The following is a 20,244-nucleotide window of genomic DNA, read 5'->3' as shown; positions in this document are numbered from 1 at the left end:
ATGGAACCTGGCGATGCCCTTCACGCCCTCGGGCAACCGGGCCGCAGCCGGCCTGCGGCCCGTACCGTCCTGTGTCTCGACATCAGTCATCTCTTTGCAGCCCGCGGAAGACACGGCTCGCGCACTAATGGATCAGGTGCTCACGCCCAACAGCCCGGCGGGCAGCGTCATCTCATCGGCAGTCACGGACTCCCGCCGACCAGCAGGGGCACGGTCTGACCACAGAGCTCACAGTGGCTCAGTGGGCGATGGTGCTCACCTGCTGGCGGCTACGCAGCGGGTCTGCTACGACCCGATACATCCCATTAGTGGGCTTCGCCTGCGGCGGGGCGGCCGCGGCCCAGGCCGATGGCGACCAGGGCGGCGGTGGCGAGGACGATGGCCGCGTCGATCGCCAGGACGGTGTGCACGCCGGCCAGCCGGTTCGAGGTGGTCGTCGCCACGACGCCGAGCAGCGGGATGCCGACGGTGATGCCGACCTGCTGGGTGGAGGTCACGAGCCCCGTGGCGAGACCCTGTTCCTCGTCGGGCACGCCGGAGGTCACCGTCAGGCCGTAGGCGATGATCGCCGCGAGGTTGCACACGCAGGCCCCGGCGAGGCACACCGTCGCCAGCCACACGCTCCAGTCCGCGGTCCCGATGCCGAGCAGCGCGGCGATGAACAGGCCCTGGCACAGGAGGGCCGAGATCAGGGTCCCGCGGGCCCCGAGCCGTCCGATGATCTTCGGCATGAAGCCGCCCGAGACGGCGGCCGCGGTGCCCTGGGCGCCGAAGACCAGGCCGGTCTGGAACGCCGAGAGGTGCAGCACTTCCTGGAGGTAGAGGGTCATGGCGAAGACGACGGTGCTCATCATCGCGAAGGTGACCAGGCCGCCGAGGTTGCCCCAGGCCACCGTGCGTCGCTTCAGCATCGGCAGCGAGACCAGCGGTTCGGCCGTGCGGGACTCCACCAGGACGAACGCTGCCAGGAGCAGGACGCCCACGGCGAGCGCGACGATCACGTCGGTGCCGCCGAAGCCGCGGTCCGCGGCGGTCGACAGGGCGTAGATGAGGGCGAGCAGACCGCCGGTGACGGTGATCGCGCCCGGCACGTCGAGGCGGGGGCGCTCGGGGCGACGGGACTCGCTGAGCAGGGCGGGGGCCATGGGCAGGACGACCACGGCGAACAGCGCGAGCAGCGCCATCGTCGAGCGCCAGCCCAGTGCGTCGGTCAGGACGCCGCCGAGCACCATGCCGGTGGTGAAGCCGAGGGAGAGCAGGGTGCCGCTGATGCCCAACGCGCGGTCGCGCTGGGGGCCTTCGGGGAAGGTGGTGGTCAGCAGCGACATGCCGGTCGGGACGATCGCCGCGGCGCCGACGCCCTGCAGGGCACGGCCGGTGAGGAAGGAGGCCGGGTCCCAGGCGAAGGTGGCGAGGAGGGAGGCGAGGCCGAACAGGGCGAGTCCGGTGAGGAACAGCTTCCGGCGGCCGAAGAGGTCTCCCATCCGGCCGAACAGGAGCAGGAATCCGCCGGACGGCAGGGCGAACGCGGTGACCGCCCACTGGAGGGCCGACTGGCCGAGGCCGAGGTCCTCGCCGAGCCTGGGCAGGGCCACGTTCAGGACCGAGAAGTCGAGCGCGATCATGAACTGTGCCGCGCACAGCACGAAGAGGACCAGCTTGTCGCGGCGGGAGAGCCGGGCGGGCGCTTCGGCGGCGGCCGGGGCGAGGGGCGTTTCGGGCAGGGTCGCGGTGGCCCTCGCCGCGGGGTCGTCACTCGCGAGGTCGTTGTCGAGGTGCTGGGTCATGGAATTCCTAGGGACGGGGTCCGTTGTGGCCCGAAAGGCCCGTCGGGCGGACCGGACGGGAGTGCGTCGGGTGGGGGGCTGCGGCGCCGGGAGCGCGGGTCCGCCCGCGGTGCCGTGGGGCTCAGTCGGGTGGCGCGGGCCTGAGGGTGTGGAAGCCGCCGCCCTCGAACACCAGGGGCGGCGCGTCCCGGAGTGTCGCGCAGCGTTCGACCGTGCCGATGGCGATGACGTGGTCGCCCGCCTCGACGAACCGGAGGAGGCGGCAGGCGAAGTAGCCGATGGCTCCGGCCAGGACGAGTCCGTCGACGGCCGGCTCGTCCACCAACTCGACGCCGGCGAAGCCGGGCGCGCCGAGGGGGCGCTCGGGGCTGGCGAACCGCCGGGCCAGGAGGCCCTGTTCGGCTGCCAGGACGTTGACCACGAAACCGCCGGACTCCTCGATGAAGCCGCGGATGCGGGCGTTCTCCTTGACGGAGAACGATGCCAGCGGCGGGGTGAGGGACAGCGTGGTGAAGGAGCTCACCGTCATGCCGTGAACCGCGGTGCCGCGCCCGCTGGTCACGATCGTGACCCCGGTGGGCAGACAGCGGGCGGCGGCGCGCAGTTGGGGTCCGGTGACCGTGGCCGGTTCCACACCGGTGGTGCTCACGAGGCCTCGCCCTGCCGCCGTTGCAGCGGTTCCGCGCCGAGGAGGACGGTGGCGAGGTGGGAGACGCCCGCCCCGAACAGGACGAGCGTGTCGTCGGCGCCGGTCGTGGGCGCGCTGTCCTTCTGCTGCGCGAGCCGGTCCGCGAGGTTGATCAGCGGGTCGCTGCCGAGGCAGTGGGCGATGCGGCCCACGTTGCCCAGCGACAGCCGGTCGCCGCCGAGTCCCACGTCGGAGAGGTAGAGCTCCAGGACGTTGCGGGCGAAGTTGCTGGGCAGCACGGAGCGCACGGCGGCGAGGTCGGTTCCGGTCCTGGCCGTGAGGCGCGCGAACAGTTCGCGGTGGGCCCGGATGCGGGAGAGGAGCTGCTGCTGGGGCCCGCCGCCCAGGTTCAGTTCGGGCGCCGAGTGGTGGGCCATGCCCCGCACCGGGAGCCCTGGGGCGGTGCCCGACACCAGGACCGAGGCCGCGGCGTCGCTGGCGATCGCCGCGCCGCCGGCCACGATGCGGGCTCCGCCGGTCGCGCGGTCGGCGAGGTCCCCGGTGACGACGAGGACGTTGCCGGCCGTACCGTCACGGACGTAGGACGCCGCGGTGCCCACGGCGACCATGGCCGTGGCGCAGTCCATGAGTCCCATCGTGGTCACGGTCGCCCGGTCGATGCCCGTCTCGTCGAGGAGTTCGGCCACGTCCCGGTGGGCGGAGCGGTCGCGTGGCAGCGAGTCCGTCGCCAGGACCACCATCTCGATGTCGGAGCCTTGGACCTGTGCCTCGCCGAGCGTGCGGCGCACGGCGATGGCCATGAGTTCGGTGACCGTGGCGTCGGACCAGCGGTAGGTGTGGAACCCGGCTGCGGACGCGGTGAGTTCGGCGGCGGCCTTGGGGTCGGCCAGCAGCTCGGGCAGCTCCGTCACCGGGTCGGCGCACTCGCCGAGCTCGTAGGCCGGTGCACACAAGCGCGCGGTAATCACTGGTCCGCCTCCTGTGCCGCGGTGTGCGCCAGCGCCGTGAACCGTTCGGCCAGCCGGCGCACGGTGGTCTCGTCGTACAGGGCGGTGTCGAACTCCAGCCATCCGGTGACCCCGTCGGGTCCGGGGTAGACGGCCAGGGTCAGGTCGTACCGGGCGGTGCCCTTGTCCAGGTCGGTGGTGGTGACCTCGGCGCCCTGGATGCGCCGCTGGTCGGCCCCGAGGTTGTCGAAGACGAAGACGGCGTCGAGCAGCGGGTGCGTACCGGGTACGCGCCGCGGCGCGGCGATCAGTTCGCCGGGGTACGACGCGTGCTCGAGGCCGGCGCGGGTGGCGACGCGCACCGCGCGGACCCGGTCGCGGTGGGATCCGGTCCCTGGGGTGCGCAGGCGCACCGGCAGGACGTTGAGCAGGTAGCCCACGACGGTGTCGGTGCCGGGCCGGTTCCGGCCGGTGGTGAAGGTGCCGAGCAGGGTGTCCTCGGTGCCGCTGAACTCGGTGAGCGCGGCCCAGGCGACGGCGAGCCAGCCGGTGTAGGCGGTGGCGGCCTCTCGTTGGGCGGATGCCGCGATCGCCTGGGACACGGCCGCGGGCAGGGTGAACCCGACCCGCTTTCCCTCCCGTTGGGTATGCGCACCGCGTGGCCGGTCCGTCGGCAGGGGCGCGGGGGCGTCGGCGGTCTCTGCCGCCCAGTGCGCCGCGGCGGCCCGGCCCTCAGGTCCTCGCATCCAGGTGGCCTGGTCGCGGACGAAGGCGCTGTAGGGGCGGGCCGGGGCGGCCGGGCCGGTCCGCCGGGCGAGCTCGTCGAGGAGCAGCTCGAACGACCAGGCGTCGAAGACCAGATTGTGCACGGCGACCAGGACCCACGCCTGGTCCGGCGCCGGCCCTTGGGCCAGCGTCACCCGCAGCAGGGGCCCGGCGGCCGGGTCGAACGGCTCCGCCGCGAGACGCCGGGCCTCGGCGTGGGCATCGGCCTCGTCGGCGCAGCGGATCCGGGACAGCCGGGGCGCCAACTCCCGGTGGACGACGCGGCGCACCGTGCCGCCGATGGTCTCGAAGGTGGTACGCAGCGATTCGTGTGCCGCCGCGAAGGCGAGCACCCGCTCGGCCAGCAGGTCGAGGTCGACCGGGGTGCCGGTCAGCCGGACGGCCTGGCACACCACGTCGACCGGACGGCCGTCCACGTCGTGGTGTGCCTGCCAGAGCCGAAGCTGACCAGGCGTCAGTTCGTCAGTGCTGGCAGCCTGTTGGGGCAGTGCGGCCCGCAGCCGGGCGCGCTGTTGGGGGGTCAGGGCCGCGAGGCGGGCCGCGAGTACGTCGCTCATGCGTACCGCCTGCGCAGTTCGTTGAGGTGGCTGAGGCTCTGCACCACGAGGTCCTCGTCGACGCCGAAGTCGATGAGGCAGGCGATCTCGGTGACGCCCATGCCCTTGAACCGGTCGACGACGGCTCCGCAGGAGTCCGGGGTGCCCAGCAGCGCCCCCTTCTCGAAGTACTTCTGGAAGGCGAATTCGATCAGCTGGTCCTGGTCGTGCTGGGACATGTCGCGCACTCCGGCACCCGGTGCGAGGTTCTTCTTCTGCGAGTCGATGACGGTGAAGAAGGAGCGCAGGTAGTCGCTGAAGGGCGACCGGACCGTCTCGCGGACCTCGTCGAGGTCGGTGCCGATGAAGGTGTGCAGCATCAGCGTGACGGTGACGCTCTCCGGGTCGTGGCCGTGCGCCTCCAGGGACTTGTAGTAGAGCGCGAGCTTGTCCTCGAGCTCCTCGTTGGTCATGTCGATGAGCGCGGTCAGCACGTTGCAGCCGAGCCGGCCCGCGGTCTCGAAGGTCTCCGGGCTCTTCGTGCAGGTGAGCCAGATCGGCAGCTCGGGCTGGACGGGCTGCGGGTGCAGCTCCACCTCGACGTGGTTGCCGAGGCCGTCCTGGACGTAGACCGGTGCTCCCTCCCACAGTTCGCGGATGGTGGTGACGGCCTCGAAGGTCCGCTCGCGCCGGTTCTCCCAGCCCGGCGGGTTGATGGCGAAGTCGACCGGGCTGAAGCCGGTCGCCAGGGCGATGCCGGCGCGTCCCCGGGAGAGGTTGTCCACCACCGACCACTCCTCGGCGACCCGGATCGGGCTGTGCAGCGGAAGGATGACGCTGCCGGCCCGGATCTGGAGGCGCTGGGTGGCCATGGCCAGGCCGGCGCCGAGCACCGACGGGTTCGGGTACAGGCCGCCGAACCGGTGGAAGTGGCGTTCGGGGGTCCAGATGGCCGTGAAGCCGTTGTCGTCGGCGTACTTGGCCGCGTCCAGGACGAACCGGTACTTGTTCTTCTCGTCGCCCGAGAAGAAGATCAGGCTGAAGTCCACCGTCAGCGCTCCTGTTCCTGAAGAGGGGTCACGGCCGGCACGTCCGCGTCCGTGTCGGTCTCCGCCGCCGCCAGCAGACGTTCGAGCTCGGCCGGGTCGAGCCCGTCCAGCTCCTGGGCCAGTACGGCGATGTCGTCGTCGCCGACGACGGCGTCGAGCCGGTCCTGGACCAGGGCGGCGAGCGCCCGCGGGGTCGGATCGCCGAGGACGTCGGCCAGCGGTACTTCGACGGAGAACTGCTCGCGCACGTCCGAGAGCAGCCGGACGATCAGGAGCGAGTCGCCGCCGAACTCGAAGATGTCCCCGTCGAGGGGCATGTCCTGGCTGCCGAGGGCGTCGCGCACCAGACGGGCCACCTGCCCGGCGAGGTCGCCGACGGGCGCGCCGTCCGCGTCGGTCGCGGCGGCGAGGGTGCCCGCGACCGGCCGCGCGATGCGCTCGTCACGCACCCACTGGTCGAGCCGGTAGTCGATGTCCCAGGTGGAGACGGCGACATGGGAGACGTCGCGCAGCGTCAGGAGCCGGCGGATGGTCTCCAGGCCCTCCTCCGGCTGGATGGCCTTGTCGTCCATGCTGCGGCCGATCGCCGACAGGGCCCGCTTCTCGTCCTGGTGGTGCTGCCACACGTCCCAGGCCGCGCTGATCCACACGGTGCGGTCGTGGCCCCGGTTGGCGCGCTCGGCGGCGGCGTCCATGAAGTGGTTGGCGGCGCCGTAGCCGAGCAACCGCAGACCACCCAGCACACCGGCGAGGGAGGACAGCATGAGACAGAAGTCGACGGGGTGGTCGGCGAGGACCTTTTCGAGGGCGATCTGGCCGTGCGCCTTGGACACGAAGTGCCACTGGCACTGCTCGACGCTGGCCGCCGTGATGGCGCGGTCCCACTGTTCACTCGGCAGGCCGGCCGCGTGCACCACTCCGTCGAGCCCGCCGAACTGGGCCTTGACCTTCTCGACCGCGGTGCGCAGGCCGTCCACGTCCGCGACGTCGGCGTTCACCAGGAACGGGGTGGCTCCGGCGGCCTCGAGGGCCCGCAGCCGGTTGATCCGCAGCGCCGTCTCGTCGTCGGCCGGGTGCTCCTGCAGCCAGGCGTCCCAGGTCTCCCGGGCGGGCAGCGCCTCGCGCGTCAGCAGGGCGAGGCGGGCCCCGCACTCGCGGTGGAGCCAGCCGGCGATGGTGGAGCCGATCTCACCGAGGCCGCCGGTGACGAGGTAGACGCCGCCGTCCTTCAGGCGTGATGCGGCCGGCGCGCTCCAGTCGGCGCGCACCCGGGCCATTTCGGCGATCCAGCGGGTGGCGCCGCGCAGCGTGACGGCCACCTCCGGGCGCCGGAAGGTGCCCAGTTCGACGGCGAGCGTGCGCAGCGAACGCTCGTCCGGCCGTGCGGGAAGGTCGAAGTGGCGGGAGCCGATGTTTCCGTGTTCCTGGCCGATGACCCGCGCGGCCACGGCCAGGGTGACCAGTTCGGCAGCGGGCTCGGGCTCGGCGGGGCTCACGGCGTACGCCCCGGCGCTCACCAGGTCGAGCTGCACGGGGCGTGTCACGCCGTGCTCGCTCAGCGCCTTCACTAGGGCGATGAGGCTGTAGAGACCGGCCCGTTGAGCCTGCTCGAAGCGCTCGACGCCGTGGTCGGCGGGGAGCGCGGCGGTCGACCAGGCGTGCACCACGTGGTCGGGCAGGCGGTCCTCGGCGAGCAGATCCGCGACCAGCCGGCTGTGGTCCTCCTCGGAGTCGGGGCGCACCGTCCAGGTGTCGCCGTCGCGTCCGTACGCGCCGCCCGCGAGCACCCTGATCACCTCGCCGGCGAAGGCGTGCGCCGCGAGCCGCGCGGCGGTGCCGTCGGGGTCCGCGAAGAGGAGTACGGGGTCGGTGATCGGCTCGACCGGGCCGTCCGGCGTGCCGACGGCCTGGCGCCACACGGGCGCCGAGAGCCAGTCGTCGAGGGCGAGCTTTCCGCCCGGGGCCCCGGCGCTCCGGCCGGCGCCCGCGGTCAGGGTGTCCGGGCCGGGCTCGATCCAGTAGCGCGTGGCCTCGAACGGGTAGGTGGGCAGCGGCACCCGGCCGCGGCCGTGCCCGGCGTGGAGGCCCTGCCAGTCCACCGGCAGGCCCGCGGCCCACAGACGGCCGAGCGCGGCGTGCACCGCGGTCAGGTCCGCGTGGGCGTCGCGGCCGCGGGCGGCGGAGGTGATGACCGGGACTCCGGTCTCGCGGTCGGGGTGGCGACGGGTGAACGTGGCCAGGGTCTGGCCGGGGCCCACTTCGAGGAAGACGTGGTCGCCGTCGGCGAGGACGGTGGCGAGGCAGTCGGCGAATTGGACGGTGTCGCGCAGATGGCCGCCCCAGTAGGCAGGATCGGTGGCCTCCTCGTCGCGGATCCAGGTCCCGGTCCGGTTGGACAGGAACGGTATCTGCGGGCGGTTCAGCTCGATGGTGCGCAGCAGCTCGGTGAGCGGGCCGGCCGCGGGTTCCATCATCGGCGAGTGGAAGGCGTGGGAGGTGGTGACCTTGCGGTGGGCCACGCCGTCGGCGGTGAGCCGGGTGGTCAGCTCGCGGACCGCCTCCCGGGTGCCCGCGACGGTGCACACGGACGGCTCGTTGACCGCGGCGAGCGCCACGCCGTCGCCGAGGTATTTGGCCAGTTCACCGGGCGGCAGCATGACGGAGGCCATCACGCCCCCCGCGAGCTCGTCCACCAGGCGGCCGCGTTCGGCGATCACCTGCAGGGCGTCCGGCAGCCGGAAGACCCCGGCCAGGGTGGCGGCGACGTACTCGCCGACGCTGTGTCCGAGGAGGGCGGCGGGGCGGATGCCCCAGGCCAGCCACTGCCGGGCGAGGGCGTACTCGACGGCGAACAGGGCCGGCTGGGTGAGCCGGGTCCGGTTCAGGTCGTGGGCGGCGCCGGTGCCGCGCAGTGCGGGGTAGAGGGCGTCGCGCAGGTCGAGGCCCAGGTGGGGCAGGAGCAACTCGGCGCACTCGTCGAGGGTTTCGCGGAACACCGGCAGGTGTTCGTACCAGCCCTGACCCATGGCGGGGTGCTGGGTGCCCTGGCCGGGGAACAGCAGCACGACGGGCCGGTTGGCGGGCTGACCGGACTCCTGGTGGGTGTGGCGCGGGTCGGCGCTGCGCAGGGCCCGCACGGCGGTGGCCCGGTCCGGAGCGGTGATCACGGCCCGGTAGTTGAAGGTGCGGCGCGCGGTGGCGAGGGTGTAGGCCGCGTCGTCGAGACCGGTGTCGCCGCGCTCTCCCGGCTCGGCGGGGGTGGTGGCCTCCAGGTGGTCGGCGAGTGCGGCACGTGCCGTCTCCAGCGCGGCCGGCGACTTCGCGGAGACCGGCAGCACCACCACGGGCGCCGCGTGGGCCCGCGGGCGGGCCTCGGTGGCCGGAGCCTCTTCCAGGACGACGTGGGCCGTGGTGCCGCCCATGCCGGTGGAGGTGACGGCGCAGCGCAGCGGCCCCTCGCCCTGCCAGGGTTCGACGGCGGTGCCCACGCGCAGGCGGGTGCCCTCGACGAGGCACTCCGGGTTCCACTCGGTGAAGTGCGGGGTCGGCACGAGGGTGCGGTGGTGCAGCATCAGGACGCACTTGATGAACGCGGTGACACCCGCGGCCACGCTCAGGTGGCCCAGGTTCGCCTTGACCGAGCCGATGGTCAGCGGCTGCGCGCCCTCGGTGCCGTAGGCCTGTGCGACGGCGGCCAGCTCGATGGGGTCGCCCATCCTGGTGCCCGTGCCGTGCGCCTCCAGGTAGCTGACGTCGGCGGGGTCCACTTCGGCCACGGCCAGCGCCTCGGCGAGGACGGCGGCCTGCCCTGCGACGCCGGGGGCGGAGTAACCCGCCCGGTCGGCGCCGTCGTTGCCGACGGCGGAACCGCGGACCACCGCCCAGATGGTGTCGCCGTCGGCCAGCGCGTCGCTGAGGCGCTTGAGCACCACCACGCCGACGCCGTTGCCGAAGACGGTGCCGTCGGCGTCGGCGTCGAACGGGCGCACCGTGCCCGAGGCCGAGCTGATGCCGTCGGACCCGTGGAGGTATCCCGCTTCCTGGGGGAAGCGCAGCGCCACACCGCCCGCGAGGGCTACGTCGCACTCCTGGGAGAGCAGGCTCTGGACCGCGGTGTGCACCGCGACCAGGGACGTCGAGCAGGCCGTCTGCACCGAGATGCTGGGGCCGGTGAGGTTGAGGTGGTAGGAGACGCGGGTGGCCAGGTAGTTGGCGTCGTTCCCCATGAGGGTGGGCAGGTCCTGCCGCATCCGCCGGATCGACCCGTTGAAGCCCTTCTCCCCCGTCAGCACGTTGTTCAGGAGGTAGGTGCTGCTGAGCGCGCCCGCGAAGACGCCGATGCGGCCCGGGTACTGCTCGGAGTCGTGACCGCTGTGTTCGAGCGCCGACCACGAGGACTGGAGGAACAGCCGCAGTTGCGGGTCCATCCGCTCGGCCTCGCGGGCGCTGAGGTAGAAGAACGACGCGTCGAAGAGGTCGGCCCCCTCGACCGTCGAAGCGCGGCGCACGTAACGGGAGTTGGCGAGCGCCTCCTGGGGGACTCCGGCGGCGCGCAGCAGGTCCTCGTCCACGTCGGTGATCTGCTCGGTCCCGGCCAGCAGATTGCGCCAGAACTCCGCGTGGTCACGGGCCCCCGGCAGTCGGCAGTCCAGGCCCACGACGGCAATCCGGCCTTCCAGGGCTGAGTCGTCGTACGGGCGGTCAGTCACGAGTCCCTCCAGGGGCGGTGGTTCGGTCCCCGCCGGCAGGCGGGAGTGTCGGGGAGTGGCAGGCGGCTGTCGCGGGGCGCCGCGGGCGGATGGCCGTGCGGCGGCGCACGCCGCGGGAGGTGCCGTCCGCGGCGTCGGTGGTGCCCGGCCCGGCCGGGCCCGCGGCCTGCCGGATCAGCCGGGCCAGGCCGCGGATGGTCGGTGCCCGGTACAGGTCGGTCATGCGCAGGCCCGGGGCGGTGTCGCGGGTCAGTCGTTCGTGGACGGCCGCCATGCGCAGCGAGGTGCCCCCGAGGTCGAAGAAGTTGTCGTCGGGGCCGGCGTCCGTGGTGCCGAGCACCTCGTGCCAGGCCGCGGCGATGGCCCGTTCGAGGGGGCCGCCGGGCCGCGGGCGGGTGTCCTCGGGGGGTGGCAGGGCCGTCAGGGGGTCGGGGAGCGCCAACCGGTCGATCTTGTGGTTCGCGGTCAGCGGCAGTTCGCCGAGCAGGACGTACGCGGTCGGTACGGCGTGGTCGGGGAGGAGGCCGCGCAGCGCGGAGCGCAGGGCGGCGGGCCTCGGCGGGGTGCCGGGTTCGGCCACCACATGGGCCGCCAGCTGCCGTTCGCCGAGCCGGTCGGTGAACGGCATGACGACCGCCTCGCGGACCTGCGGCAGGCTCTTGAGGACGCTCTCCACCTCGCCGGTCTCGACCCGGATGCCGGAGATCTTGACCTGGAAGTCGGCCCGTCCGATCAGCAGCAGGGTCCCGTCGTCGAGTCGGCGCGCGAGGTCGCCGGTGCGGTACGCCAGGTCCGCGGTGACGGCGCCGGGTGCCAGATAGGGACTGACGACCACGATCTCGCCCTCCCCGGGCCCCTCGACCGGCCGCCCCTCGGGGTCCTCGATGCGGACGGTCGTCCCGACCACGGGGTGGCCCAGGGGGAAGACGCCGGTCGGCGGCCGGTAGTGGTGGTCCGCGACCCGAAGCAGCGCGCAGGAGCACTCGGTGGAACCGTAGGCGCCCGCGACCTGGCAGTGCGGCCCGAAGGCGCGCCGGTAGGCGTCGAGGTCGCTCAGGTGCAGGGTGTCGCCGCCGAGGGCCAGCAGTCGCATCGCCGGCAGCGCGGTGCCGCGCGACTCCATGGCCCGTACCAGCGCCCGGAAGACGGGCAGCGTCGAGTGGTACACGGTCAGGCGTTCGCGCGCCATCCACTCCAACAGGCCTGTCACACCTAGGGACTTGAGGTCGACGGGGTACAAGGCGGCGCCGTTGAGCAGGGCGGCGAAGGTGTCCTGGACCGCGGAGTCCCAGCTGTACGCGGACTGCAGGGTCAGCCGGTCCTCGGGCCCGATGCGCAGGCCGTCGGTCCACACCCGGGTGTGGTGGAGCACGTTGCGGTGGATCTGGGCCACCGCCTTGGGGCGGCCGGTGGAGCCCGAGGTGTAGAGCACGTAGGCCTCGCCGCCCGGCACCGCGCGCACCGGCTCGTCGCCGGGCTCGTGGCGCACCAGGTCCTCGTAGGCGAGGACGGGCCGGCCCTGGGCCAGTGCCCGGGCCGGGGCGAGGGCTGCCCGCGTGGTGACGAGGGCGCAGGCCTCGGAGTCCTCGGCCATGAACGCGAGCCTCGGCTCGGGGTAGGAGGCGTCCAGCGGCACGTACGACAGGCCGGCCCGCAGCACGCCGAGCAGGGTGGCGATCATTTCCGCGCCGTGCGAGAACAGCAGGGCGACCCGGCGGCCGGGGCGCAGACCCGCCGCGGCGAGACCGGTGGCCACGCGGGCGGAAAGACGCTCGGTCTCCCGGTACGTCCAGCGGGTTTCGGGGGTCACCACCGCTTCCCGCTCGGGGCGGGCGGCGGCGATCTCCAGGAAGCGGTGGACCAGGGTCGTGGCCTGCTCCGCGGCGGGGAACGGCCGGTGCCCGGTGGCCGCTTCGGCAGACGTGGGTGCGGTGGTCACGGTGTGCGGTGCTCCTCGGGTCGTTCGCCGGCGCGGTGGTCAAACAGCACGGCAGGGTGCGCGGGCCGTTCGCGCAGTTCGGCGTAGGCCTCCTCGGCCCGCTCCAGCGGGAAGCGGGGCAGCCGCATCGAGGCCGGACGGATGCCGCCACGGACGATCAGGTCCAGGGCCCGCTGGAGGTTCTCGGTGACGGTGCCCTCGCCGTCCGGCGCGGTGACGTCGCTGAGGCCGCGTGTGTACGAGGCGTCGCGGTAACCGGCGCCGCAGCGGGCCGCGTACCGGATGTCGAGGTTGCCCAGCTCGACGCTGAACTCGACCCGGGCGGCGAACCGTCCCACCCCGACCAGGCGCGGCCTGCCGGGGGCCCGGCTCGCCCAGCGGGCCGCGGCGGCGACGGTCTCGTCGGCGTCACCGGTGCCGCACAGCAGCACACAGCGGCCCCCGGTGGCCGGGGCGTGGGTCCCGGCCAGGAACGTGTCGCCCTGGGCGACATCGAGACCGAGCGCGACGGCCTCGCTCAGCCGATCGGGGCGCAGGTCGAGGAGGGTGACCCGGTTGCCCCGGGCGCGGGCGGTCTGGGCGACCAGTTGTCCGACGATGCCCGCTCCGACGACGGCCACCTCGTCGTCGGGGGCGAGTGCGGCCCGGTCGACGGCGTGGACGGCGGTGGCGGCCAGATTGGCCACGACGGCGTCCGCGAGGCCGAGCCCGTCCGGGACCTTCCGGCAGAGCCGGTACGCGGCGGTGATCACGTCGGCGTGCACGGCTTCGCCCCAGCCCATCGCGATGACCCGGTCGCCGGGTGCGAAGCCCGGGGCGCCGGGGCCCACGGCCTCCACCGTTCCGGCGGAGCAGTAGCCGAGCGGGAACCGCTCCCCGGTGCGCAACGAGCGGTCCAGGTAGTGCAGTTCGGTGCCGGGGCTGACCAGGCTGTAGGCGGCGCGGACGCGCAGTTCGCCGTGGCCGGGCGCGGGGCAGTCGCTCTCCTCCAGGACGGGGAGCGCCCGGCCCGCGGCGACGAGCCGCCGGGTACGCAGCACCGGGACGTCGAGGGCAGCCGTCATCGCTGTTCCTCCGTGGCCGGGGCAGCGATCCAGCGCTCGTCTGGAATGATCTCCAGCTCCTCGCGGAAGTTGGGGATGGGTCCCATGGGGGTCGGCTTGCCGGATCTCTCGTACGAGGCCCGCCGGTTGCGCTTGCGCTCCAGGCCCAGGTTGAGGCCGGCCAGGTCCACCGGGCTGTGGGTGAGCAGCCCGCGCGCCCGGCCCTCGGAGACGGCCTCGGCGCCGGCGGCCGTGCGGATGAACACCCGGCCGTGTTTGAGCTGTTCACCGCCGTCCACGCTCGCGGCGAAGATGTTCGGGTCGCCGTCGCTGACGCTCACGTCGGCCAGGCCCGACATCCAGTCGCCGCAGGACAGACATCGGTAGGTCTTGTTACCCGCGAAGTCCCGGACGGCCTGCCAGAAGGCGACCCGGTGGTCGGCTCCGTCGTCCGTGCGCACGCTGATGTCACCGGGGTACTCGCCTTCCCGGTAGCGGAGCCGGACCACGGACTCCAGGGGCACTTCGGCCCGTTCGCGGATCACGGCGGCGGTCCCCTCGGGCCGGGTGCTGGAGGAGCAGGCGGGTTCGATCGCCAGCACCACCTGGTCGCGGGCCCACCGGCCCGCCGGGGTGTCCATCGCCTGGAGCTTGCGCAGCGCCTGGATGTGGCAGGCGACGCCGGTCAGCGCGACCTTGGCCTGCGGCTCCTCCTCCATCACCTGGCGCAACGCGCCCAGATAGGGCGCCAGTTGATAGGTGGACTGGGCGGTCTCGGTCAGCTGGGCGGGGTCCCGCACCAGCTGAGGGGCCGCCCGCCACGGCTCGTGCGGATCACGGCCCATGGACAGCACGACATCCACGTCGAGCGCCGCCATGGCGGTCCGGAGGAGCGCGGTGAGGGTGCCGCCGCTGGCGGACGCCTCGAACACGTCGGGCTCGAGCGAGTGCCCCGCGACCACCTCGGCGAAGATGCCCGTCCAGCGTTCGCCGGGGGTACGGGTCCGGCCGAACAGCCGCTCCTCGGAGGCGGGGGTGGCGGGGTCGGCTCCGGGGCAGACGTCGAGGCACTCGCCGCAGCTGCCGCAGTCCGTGTCGGTCCACAGCTCCGCGGTCAGCACCGGAACCAGTCCGTCGAAGCCGATGACCGCCGCCGGGCAGGCGAGTTGGCAGGCCCCGCACACGGTGCAGAGGTCGAGGTCGAGCACGTCCTTCTGCAGTTGCTGGAACGTCACAGGGATTCCTCGCTACAGGAGTCGGCCGCGGTGAGGGCGGCGCTCAGGCCGTTCACCAGGAATCGGTACGCTTCTTCGTCCAGCAGCGCGGGCGGGACGATTTTGACGGTGGCTCCTTCGGGTCCGCCGCCGAACAGCAGCAGCCGCCCCTCCAGCGCGGCCCGCAGCACCGCCCTGGCCCGTGCCGGGTCGGGTCGGCCCGCGCGCAGGCAGTCGAAGGCGGCGAGCGCGCCCGCGGTGCGCACCGAGGCGATCCACGGGTGGCGCGCGGCCAGTGCGCCCAGGTCGGTGTGGAGGCGGTCGCCGAGGGCGCGCGCACGGCCGGGCAGGTCGTCGTCGACCACGGCGTCGAGCACGGCGGCGGCCGCGGCGCAGGAGACGGGGTGGCCCGAGAAGGTGGAGGTCTGCACCCCCGCGGGCAGCGCGTCGACGACGTGCCGCTCGCCCACGACCGCGGCGACCGGGAACCCGTTGCCCAGCGTCTTGCCGAGCAGCGTCAGATCGGGCTGCTCGGTCATAGTTTCGGCGGCGAACATCCGGCCGGTGCGGCCCAGGCCCGTGTAGATCTCGTCCAGGACGAGCAGTGCGCCGCGCCCGTGGGCCTGCCGGGCGATCTCGTCGAGCAGGGCCGGCGTCACCGCCAGGATGCCTTCGGTCACCTGCACCGGTTCCAGGACGACCGCGGCGGTGCCGCCCAGCAGGTCGGCCTCATCGAGCGCGGCGGTCAGGGCAGCCGCGAACTCCTGCGCGTCGTCCGGGTGCGGCCGGCGCGGATCGGGCAGCTCGGCCGTCACCACGGGTCCGGCCGACTGGCCGCTGTACGCCTTGAATTCGGCACGCCAGGTCAGGGCGAGCGCCCCGGCGGTCTTGCCGTGGTAGCCGTGCCGGAAGGCGACGACCGCGCGGTGCCCGGTGACCGCCCGAGCGATCTTCAGCGCGGACTCGACCGCCTCGGCGCCGGTGGTGGTGGGCAGCACGGCCGGGTCCCGGTAGGGGCTCAGCCGGCCGATGCCGGCGATCATCCGGGCGCGGGCGTCGGAGCCGAGCTTGCAGCCGGTGTGGGTGAGCCGGCCGAGCTGGCGGGCGGCGGCCGCGGTGACCGCCGGGTGCTGGTGGCCGAGGGTCGCCGCTCCGCTGCCCGACGTCGCGTCGAACCACGCGGTGCCGTCCTCGGTGTACAGCCAGGGCCCGCTGCCCGTGGCGAACTCGGGCCCGAGCACGGTGCCGGTGGAACGAGCCTCGGGAGCCGGGGCCTTCACTTCCGTCATCGGTTGCTGTCCTCGCAGATCCTGGCGCCGACGGCACGCTGTGCGTCGGCGAAGTCGGGAAACGACGTGCGGTGGCAGGCGCCACCGGCGACGGTGGTGCGGCCGGGCAGACTCATCGCGAGCGTGGCGGCCGCCATGGCGATCCGGTGGTCCTCGAACGCGGGCACGAGGGCCGGGCCGAGCGCCGCGCCGCCGCGGACCGTGAGGCCGTCCTCGGCCACCTCCACGCGGGCGCCGAACGCCTCGACCATCCGTGCCGTGGTGGTCAGCCGGTCGGTCTCCTTGAACCGCAGTTCCTGCGCGCAGCCGATCCACGAGTCGCCGGGCAGCGTCGCGGCGAGGGCGGCGAGCAGCGGCACTTCGTCGATCAACGCGTGCAGGACGGCCGGGCTTTCGACCCGTACGCGGTGCACGTCCGCCAGGCCGCCGCGCGCGACGACGGTGCCCACCGGCTCGCCGCCCGCGGTGGTGCTCCGGTCCTCGTAGGAGATGTCCGCCCCCGCGGCCCGCAGCACGTCGAAGAAGCCGAGCCGGGTCGGATTGAGGCAGACCCGCTCCACCCGAAGCTGCCCGCCGTCGCCCCAGAGCAGATGGGCGGCGACGGGATAGGCCGCGAGCGACGGGTCGGCGGGGATGTCGATGACCGGGGGCACGGTGTAGGCCCCGCCGTCGCAGACGACCTCCCGCTCGCCACTGGTCACACCCGTGCCGAACGCGGCGAGCATCCGCTCGGTGTGGTCCCGCGACCTGACCGGGTGACGCACCGTCACCGGCAGACCGGCCGCCACCGCGGCGAGCACCACGGCGGAGCGGGCCTGTGCGCTGCCGACGCGCAGCTCGACCGTGCCCGGACGGTGCACCGGGCCGCCGATCCGGACCGGCAGTCGTCCTCGCTCGCCCAAATAGGTGAGGTCCGCGCCCATGTCGACGAGCGGGTCGACCAGCCAGTCCATGGGCCGGTGCCGGAGCACCTCGTCACCGTCGACGACGGCGGGCGTGCCCGTGCCCGCGAGCAGACCGATCAGCAGGCGCGCGGCAGCGCTCGACCCCTCGGTGTGGAGATAGGGAACGTCCCGCGGCCAGACGTCGATGTCGGGATGCGGCCGCACCTCCTGCGCCCGGGGCGGCGCGGGCCGGCGCACCCTGAGCGTGGCGCCGTCGGCGTCGACCGCGAGGCCCAGGGCGCGCATCGCGGGAAGCAGGGCGCGCACCGCGCCACCCAGGTTGGCGCCCCGCACCGTGAGCGTCGCGGGCGCGCCGGGGAGCAGCGCGGCGAGCAGGGCGCGGTGGCTCACGGACTTGTCGCCCGGCACGACCACCTCGTGTGCCGTACCGGATGGGGTCGTCCTGCCGCCGTCCACCACGAGGTCCGCCGACTGTGTCATCGGCATGGCGAAGCTCTGGACTTCTGGCACTGGATACTCCTCTTTCTGGCGCCCGGGCCACCGGCACGACGATCTGGGAACCCGGGACCGCGGCGGCCGTGCGCGGGGGTGGGCCGTGCCGTGCCGCGAACGGTGCGGCAGATCCGGGGCGTTGGCCGGTTCGACGCGTACGGACGGATGGGGCCGGCCGGTGCACGGCTGCCGCCTCGGGGGTGTCGCCGGTGAACGGCCCGACGGCACCGAGCAGGCTCAAGTTGTCACGGCCCGGGGCCGGCTCACAGGGCGTTCCGCTGGCCACCCGCTGACTTGGCCCCAACCGGACAGCCCCCCTCACGGGCCGGATCCGGCACGGAACGCCCGCTCCGCACATGGCCGATAACACACAGGACGGCGCACGGAGTCCAGGTGATGGACCGATACCGGCTGCTGCGGGTGGCTCATTAGCATGCGACCGGCAGGGCGACACCGAACATGGGGGGAAACGTGCGGATCGATGCACAGGGGAAGGCCCAGGCGCTGTTCCGCTTCATGCTCGACGATCCCGACTGGACGCCGGAGGGGGCCCGGCAGAGCCTCGGCTTCTCCCAGATCGACTTCGAGCTGGCCCAGCACTCGCTGCTGGAGGCCGGCCTGCTGCGGCCGACCCGGGGCAAGCCCCTGACCTACACGGCGGTCGCACCAGAGATCGCCGTCGCCAGGCTGCTCGCGATGGAGGAGGAGGGCGCGCGCAGTTGGATGGCATCGGTGCACGAGAGGCGGTCCACGCTCGCCACCCTCGGCTCGAAGATGATGCGGCTCCAGGCGCAGGCCAACACCGACACCCGGGTCGAACTGCTCACCGGTCAGGAGCGCATAGCCACCGCCCTGAACGGTGCGTCGGTGACCGCCCAGCGGGAGATCCTCAGCATGCACCCGGGCACCCCGCTGCCACGGACCGTGCTGGAGGGCAGCATGGACCGCAACCGCGCGGCGCTCGAACGGGGTGTCGTCATGCGCTCCCTCCATCTGGAGGCCATGAACAAGGTGCCGCACGCCAGGGCGCACCTGGAGGCGCTCCAGGACTTTGGCTGCCACGTCCGGCTGACCCCCGCGCTGCCCTTCCGGCTGATCCTTGTCGACGAGGTGCTCGCCTACGTCTCCGCGCCGTCCGCGGCCGCGCAGATGTCCGCGCTGGAGATCCGCGGGGAGGAGGTCTGCTGGCTGCTGCGCCAGGTCTTCGAACACTGCTGGCTGCAGGGCAGCCCCGTGCTGAAGGGGGAGAGCGCCGCGCAGGAGGTGGGCCTGTCGGACCGGGAGAGGGCCGTGCTGCGCATGCTGGCCGCCGGATACACCGACGACTCCGTGGCTCGCGCCCTGGGGATCTCCACCCGCACCCTGCGCCGGATGACCACCGTGATCCTGGAGAAGATCGGCGCCCGGAGCCGGTTCGAGGCCGGGGTCAGAGCTGCCATGCTGTCGCTCATCGAGACGTCTCCGGGCGGCCCGGCCGGCCTGTGAAGGGGGCGCCTCGGGGGGTGTCCGGTCGCGGCTCTGGCCTGTCCCGGCCAGCGGCCGGGCATGGACACCGCACCGGCCGCCTTCGTTGGATGGGCGCTGCTGGCCGCGTGGCCCAGGACAGCAGCGCCCACCCCGTCGAAGGCAGGATCTCCAGATGGCTCCCGACCGTGCCGCAGGACCGGTCCACGCCCCCTCCCGGGTACTCGAACTCACCGACGGCACCGTATGGTTGAGGCCGATGCGGCCGGCGGACGCGTCGGCCGTGGCCCGCGCCGGTGACGATCCCGAGGTGGCGCGCTGGACGCCGTTCCCCTCCCCGTTCACCACCGAGGACGCCCGTGCGTGGATGGCCGCCCAGGCTGCGGCCGGCACCGTGGACCTGGTCGTCACCGACCGTGCGAACGGCACCCGGGTGCTCGGCTGGGTCGGGCTGCACGACGCCGATCTGCCGCAGCGCCGGGCCGAGTTGGGCATCTGGCTGGCGGCCGAGGCCCGCGGCCGGGGCATCGGCCGCCGGGCGATGACGCTGCTGACCGAGTGGGCCTTTCGCGAGCTGGGCCTGCTGCGGATCGCCGCCCTGTGCCTCAGCGGCAACACCCGGGGCCGACAGGCCATGGAAGCGGCCGGCTTCGCGCCCGAAGGAGTGCTGCGGGCCTACGAGGACGTGAAGGGCGTCCGCCACGACACCGCGATCCTCGGCATGGTCCACCCCGATCTGCGCGGCTGACCCGGGGGCCGGGTCCACCCCGGTCCGCGCGGCCGACCCGGTACGGCCCCGGCCCCGCGGGCGGCCTCGGCAGGGCCCGCCTCAGAGGGAGCGGACGAAAGAGACCCGGTCCAGGCCCGGACCGTCGTAATCCGGCTGGACGGGACGGCCCTCGAGTTCCCGGGGGCCCGCCTCGGCGGTGAACCCCATGCGGGTGTGGAATGCGTACGAACCCGCATTACCGGCCGATGTGATCGCACGCACCACACTGCGCCCCTGGGCCCTGCTGTATTCAAAGAATTGCCCGTAAAGGAATCCCCCGAGTCCGCTGCGCTGCTCCTCGGGCGCGACCCCGACGAAATGGATATAACTTTCGTTTGTTCGCGCCTGGGACAGGAACCCGATGAGGAATCCGACCAATTCACCGTCCCGCTCCACCAGGAAGCTTCCCGTGGTGAAATGCTGGAAGTAGAGCCGCGGCAGCAGCAGCGCCCGCTGCACACTTCCGGTACTCCCTTCGAATTCACCCCACCACCGGTCGAGTACGCGCAGCACACGCGGCTGATCGTCGGCCTCCGGGTGCCGGACCCGCATTCCGTTGAATTCAGTTATCGGCATGGCCGGATGCTAGCACGGTCGTCGAACCCTGCGGCCCGAGCTCAACAGATCGATATTCCGGCAGTGGCCGTGTCCGCATGCGGACACCGG

14 protein-coding genes are annotated in these 20,244 nt (G+C 73.3%); 2 read left to right on the top strand and 12 right to left on the bottom strand.

What is annotated here, in order from left to right:
- Window positions 1-305 precede the first annotated feature (305 nt).
- From AC07F3_RS38255 to AC07F3_RS38205, 11 genes are all read right to left on the bottom strand, one after another.
- Window positions 306-1,787, bottom strand: coding sequence for an MFS transporter (locus AC07F3_RS38255; RefSeq protein ID WP_479119461.1), 1,482 nt, complete (start codon window positions 1,785-1,787; stop codon window positions 306-308).
- Between the two features lie 121 nt (window positions 1,788-1,908).
- Window positions 1,909-2,436: a flavin reductase family protein gene (locus AC07F3_RS38250; protein WP_479119460.1), complete on the bottom strand. Its 528-nt coding sequence runs from the start codon at window positions 2,434-2,436 to the stop codon at window positions 1,909-1,911.
- Window positions 2,433-3,404 (bottom strand): acyl carrier protein, encoded by a 972-nt coding sequence (locus AC07F3_RS38245; RefSeq protein WP_479119459.1) that lies wholly within the window; start codon window positions 3,402-3,404, stop codon window positions 2,433-2,435. The genes AC07F3_RS38250 and AC07F3_RS38245 overlap by 4 nt, the downstream gene beginning before the upstream one ends.
- Window positions 3,401-4,726, bottom strand: a complete 1,326-nt coding sequence (locus tag AC07F3_RS38240; RefSeq protein ID WP_479119457.1) for a condensation domain-containing protein — start codon at window positions 4,724-4,726, stop codon at window positions 3,401-3,403. The genes AC07F3_RS38245 and AC07F3_RS38240 overlap by 4 nt, the downstream gene beginning before the upstream one ends.
- On the bottom strand, window positions 4,723-5,754 hold the full coding sequence (locus AC07F3_RS38235; RefSeq protein WP_479119456.1) for a MupA/Atu3671 family FMN-dependent luciferase-like monooxygenase: 1,032 nt from the start codon (window positions 5,752-5,754) through the stop codon (window positions 4,723-4,725). The genes AC07F3_RS38240 and AC07F3_RS38235 overlap by 4 nt, the downstream gene beginning before the upstream one ends.
- Before the next feature lie 2 nt (window positions 5,755-5,756).
- The gene (locus AC07F3_RS38230; RefSeq protein ID WP_479119454.1) at window positions 5,757-10,463 is read right to left on the bottom strand and encodes a beta-ketoacyl synthase N-terminal-like domain-containing protein; all 4,707 of its coding nucleotides are present in this window, start codon (window positions 10,461-10,463) and stop codon (window positions 5,757-5,759) included.
- Window positions 10,456-12,402 carry a non-ribosomal peptide synthetase gene (locus AC07F3_RS38225; protein WP_479119452.1) on the bottom strand — a complete coding sequence of 649 codons (1,947 nt, stop codon included), beginning with the start codon at window positions 12,400-12,402 and terminating at the stop codon, window positions 10,456-10,458. Before AC07F3_RS38225 ends, AC07F3_RS38230 begins: the two co-directional genes overlap by 8 nt.
- Window positions 12,399-13,466 (bottom strand): NAD-binding protein, encoded by a 1,068-nt coding sequence (locus tag AC07F3_RS38220; RefSeq protein WP_479119451.1) that lies wholly within the window; start codon window positions 13,464-13,466, stop codon window positions 12,399-12,401. The genes AC07F3_RS38225 and AC07F3_RS38220 overlap by 4 nt, the downstream gene beginning before the upstream one ends.
- Complete coding sequence (locus tag AC07F3_RS38215) at window positions 13,463-14,680, bottom strand: Coenzyme F420 hydrogenase/dehydrogenase, beta subunit C-terminal domain (protein ID WP_479119450.1); 1,218 nt, start codon at window positions 14,678-14,680, stop codon at window positions 13,463-13,465. The genes AC07F3_RS38220 and AC07F3_RS38215 overlap by 4 nt, the downstream gene beginning before the upstream one ends.
- The gene (locus tag AC07F3_RS38210; RefSeq protein ID WP_479119449.1) at window positions 14,677-15,948 is read right to left on the bottom strand and encodes an aminotransferase class III-fold pyridoxal phosphate-dependent enzyme; all 1,272 of its coding nucleotides are present in this window, start codon (window positions 15,946-15,948) and stop codon (window positions 14,677-14,679) included. Before AC07F3_RS38210 ends, AC07F3_RS38215 begins: the two co-directional genes overlap by 4 nt.
- On the bottom strand, window positions 15,945-17,363 hold the full coding sequence (locus tag AC07F3_RS38205; RefSeq protein ID WP_479119447.1) for a 3-phosphoshikimate 1-carboxyvinyltransferase: 1,419 nt from the start codon (window positions 17,361-17,363) through the stop codon (window positions 15,945-15,947). The genes AC07F3_RS38210 and AC07F3_RS38205 overlap by 4 nt, the downstream gene beginning before the upstream one ends.
- Window positions 17,364-17,816: 453 nt before the next feature.
- Here AC07F3_RS38205 and AC07F3_RS38200 point away from each other — a divergent pair, with 453 nt between their 5' ends.
- Together AC07F3_RS38200 and AC07F3_RS38195 are read left to right on the top strand one after the other, a co-directional pair.
- Entirely contained in the window at window positions 17,817-18,830 is a 1,014-nt protein-coding gene (locus AC07F3_RS38200) for a LuxR C-terminal-related transcriptional regulator (protein WP_479119445.1), read from the top strand.
- Between the two features lie 154 nt (window positions 18,831-18,984).
- The gene (locus tag AC07F3_RS38195) at window positions 18,985-19,557 is read left to right on the top strand and encodes a GNAT family N-acetyltransferase (RefSeq protein WP_479119444.1); all 573 of its coding nucleotides are present in this window, start codon (window positions 18,985-18,987) and stop codon (window positions 19,555-19,557) included.
- An 81-nt stretch (window positions 19,558-19,638) separates the two neighbouring features.
- On the opposite strand, the gene AC07F3_RS38190 is transcribed toward AC07F3_RS38195, so the two are convergent.
- On the bottom strand, window positions 19,639-20,154 hold the full coding sequence (locus tag AC07F3_RS38190; RefSeq protein WP_479119442.1) for an N-acetyltransferase family protein: 516 nt from the start codon (window positions 20,152-20,154) through the stop codon (window positions 19,639-19,641).
- Window positions 20,155-20,244 lie beyond the last annotated feature (90 nt).

It is taken from the genome of Streptomyces sp. NPDC045846 (assembly GCF_056431605.1).
The sequence above is the reverse complement of the archived record's forward strand: the minus strand, read 5'-3'. Positions and strand labels throughout refer to the sequence as shown.